4 protein-coding genes are annotated in these 2,826 nt (G+C 41.3%); 3 read left to right on the plus strand and 1 reads right to left on the minus strand.

Going from position 1 to position 2,826, the window contains the following annotated elements:
• From HMPREF1144_RS13600 to HMPREF1144_RS13610, 3 genes are all read left to right on the plus strand, one after another.
• Nucleotides 1-330 (plus strand): integrase core domain-containing protein (locus HMPREF1144_RS13600; RefSeq protein WP_024209613.1); only part of this gene is annotated, 330 nt, incomplete at its 5' end.
• A gap of 227 nt (nt 331-557) precedes the next feature.
• The gene (locus HMPREF1144_RS13605; RefSeq protein WP_001198018.1) at nt 558-1,511 is read left to right on the plus strand and encodes a cation diffusion facilitator family transporter; all 954 of its coding nucleotides are present in this window, start codon (nt 558-560) and stop codon (nt 1,509-1,511) included.
• A gap of 111 nt (nt 1,512-1,622) precedes the next feature.
• On the plus strand, nt 1,623-1,997 hold the full coding sequence (locus HMPREF1144_RS13610) for a cytochrome b562 (RefSeq protein ID WP_011977761.1): 375 nt from the start codon (nt 1,623-1,625) through the stop codon (nt 1,995-1,997).
• Between the two features lie 489 nt (nt 1,998-2,486).
• Here the strand turns inward: HMPREF1144_RS13610 and HMPREF1144_RS13615 are convergent.
• Nucleotides 2,487-2,826 (minus strand): IS3 family transposase (locus HMPREF1144_RS13615; RefSeq protein WP_042927721.1); only part of this gene is annotated, 340 nt, incomplete at its 5' end.

The raw sequence follows: 2,826 nt of genomic DNA on the forward strand, positions 1-2,826 counted from the left end.
ACGATAAGAACTGACCAGGGGCCGGAGTTCACTTGCCGTGCACTGGATCAATGGGCCTTTGAGCATGGTGTTGAGTTGCGCTTAATCCAGCCGGGCAAGCCAACGCAGAACGGATTTATTGAGAGCTTTAACGGACGATTTCGCGATGAATGTTTGAATGAGCACTGGTTCAGCGATATCGTTCATGCCAGGAAAATTATTAATGACTGGCGGCAGGATTATAACGAATGCCGCCCGCACTCCACGCTGAATTATCAGACACCGTCTGAATTTGCAGCGGGCTGGAGAAAGGGTCATTCTGAGAATGAAGATTCCGACGTTACTAACTGAGTGTTGTATCTAATCGTGGGGGCAGGTCAGTGGTAACTGTCAATTTTTTCATATTCTGTTAAGAATAAATTAATGTTTAAAAATTATGATAAATGAATGTCATCACAAACATGGCACGTCCTTTACAGGAATAAATCTCACCAATTATTATATTTTCGCCACAGAACCTGTCCGGGAAGGATAGTCTGTTTAGTATTAACTGTTGATGCTGTTATAAGGAGTTTCTGATGCAGGTAAACAAATTTACGGATGATATTGATATTAGTTCTCATGAGCGTTTCATCGCGGCCCGTAAAAGTACGTGGGTTAGTGTGCTTGTTAATTGTTTTCTGACATCCGGGCAGGTGATTACTGGTATATTTTCTGGATCTCAGGGACTTATCGCGGATGGTATTCATTCCCTGTCTGATTTAGTCTCAGACTTTGTTGTACTCATTGCAAACCATAAAAGTAAAAAAAATCCCGATGATGACCATCACTACGGTCATCATCGTTATGAAAATGGTGCATCATTAATTCTGGGGACAATTTTATTTATTGTTGGCATCGGCATGTTATGGTCAGCAGTAAATAAAATGAAACAACCAGATGATATTCCTCAGGTACATATTGTTGCTCTGTGGGTGGCTTTAGCCGCACTGGTTATCAAAGAGCTTCTTTTTCGCTATATGCTTGCCGTAGCAACCCGAGTAAAATCCACTATGCTGGTCGCTAATGCCTGGCATGCACGCTCTGATGCCGCTTCGTCTTTGGTTGTGGCTATTGGTATTATTGGGAACTTATCAGGTTTTAAATTACTCGACCCAGTTGCTGCAATGGTTGTCGGACTGATTGTAACCAGAATGGGATATTCATTTATGTCAGATTCGCTTCATGACTTGATGGACAGATCCGTGGATATTGAAACTGAAAATAAAATAAAAACCACATTATTGTCAACGCCTGGAGTTGAAGGTATCCATGATCTCAAAACCCGTAAAATGGGAGATCTTGTTGTTGTTGATGTTCATCTGGAAATTAATGGTAATTTATCAGTGAAAGTAGGGCATGACATTGCTGTTTTAGCCAGGAAATCAGTTTTAGATAATCATCATGTATTAAATGTCATGACGCATGTTGACCCTTTTTTTAAGGAGGTAAGTGGCCTTGATTATGGAAGTGTAAATAATCATAAACAATAATTTTAATGCTGATTTTCTTCGGGGAAATTGGCAAATAATTATTTTCTTTGCTCAATGTTACGTCTTCGGATTGTGATTTTTTTAAATGATAGTAAACAATGTGGGGTTATTATGAGAAAAATTATGCATAGTGTTATAATAGGAACAGCCCTTGTTTTATCTACCAGTGTAATAGCTGGTTCTGACGGTGTTGAACATGCCATGAAGATGATGAATAAAAGCTACCGCGCAGCACTTAAGGAGGAGGACGTTACATCTTTCAGGAAAGATATGCAGGATCTGAAATCAACAGCAGAGTCCATCTTGAACGGCCCGGTAGAGGGGTATGACAGGGAAACGTATGTTGCAGGTATGTCACTTCTGATTGATGAGGTAACTGCTGTTGAAAGTACCGCTGAAAAGGAAGGTCTTGACGCTGGGAAAATTGCAGCACAGAAACTGGGCAGTATGATGAGAAAATACCATAATAAACTTGGCGTTGACTGAACCGGGAACTATCAGGAGAAAGTAGATATGCTGGAAAGATATCCCGGAACTGACATGATATAGCTGCTTGTATTAGAATGGATAGTTATGCCCTGGTGAAGAAATTATAATACGTTATCTTATCTGCTCAGTACATATAAAAATGTTGGGGTCGCAAACATGCTTACCGATGCTACATTGCCTCAACATAAGCTAAGTCCTATTGATGTTGCACGGGGCGGATATACCCGCTTCGTGCTTCACTGAAACATACTGATGATCTCTTGGCTGGAAAAACACTTCTTCATGGTAATCTCTTCATATTACTGATGTGATGTACTATAGGTTTAGATACCATTCTCTGATTAAAGAGTATTGTTTAGTTCCGATAAGTTAAGGTTTCGTTAATAAAAAGGCATGTTGATTTGGTCAACCACCCCTAACAAAGTGGCTAAATTATGAATGAAAATTTACGTAATGTGATCCTACCCACGTAATGTGGACACAGCCCTAAGCGAGGTTTTCGTTTTCAAACTGTTCCGGGCTGAGACCGCCACAGGCACTGTGACGACGCCACCGATTGTAATCACACTCGATATAATTAAACACCGTCGTCCGCATTATTTCACGGCTGATAAAGCGTTCACCGTGGATACATTCCACTTTCAGTGAATGAAAGAAGCTTTCCGCACACGCATTATCGTAGCAACAACCTTTTGCGCTCATGCTGCCACGCAGACTGTGCCGCTTCAGCAATGCCTGATAATCTGCTGAACAGTACTGTCCGCCGCGATCCGTATGAACGATAACGTTTTTCGGGCGTTTACGCCGCCAGAGTGCCATCTGTAAC

Source organism: Klebsiella sp. OBRC7, from assembly GCF_000293135.1.
GTDB lineage: Bacteria > Pseudomonadota > Gammaproteobacteria > Enterobacterales > Enterobacteriaceae > Klebsiella > Klebsiella michiganensis.

Excerpts from the sequence above, each read along its gene's own strand:
- HMPREF1144_RS13605 (WP_001198018.1), top strand. The coding sequence starts at position 558 with ATGCAGGTAAACAAATTTACGGATGATATTGATATTAGTTCTCATGAG.
- HMPREF1144_RS13610 (WP_011977761.1), top strand. The coding sequence starts at position 1,623 with ATGAGAAAAATTATGCATAGTGTTATAATAGGAACAGCCCTTGTTTTA.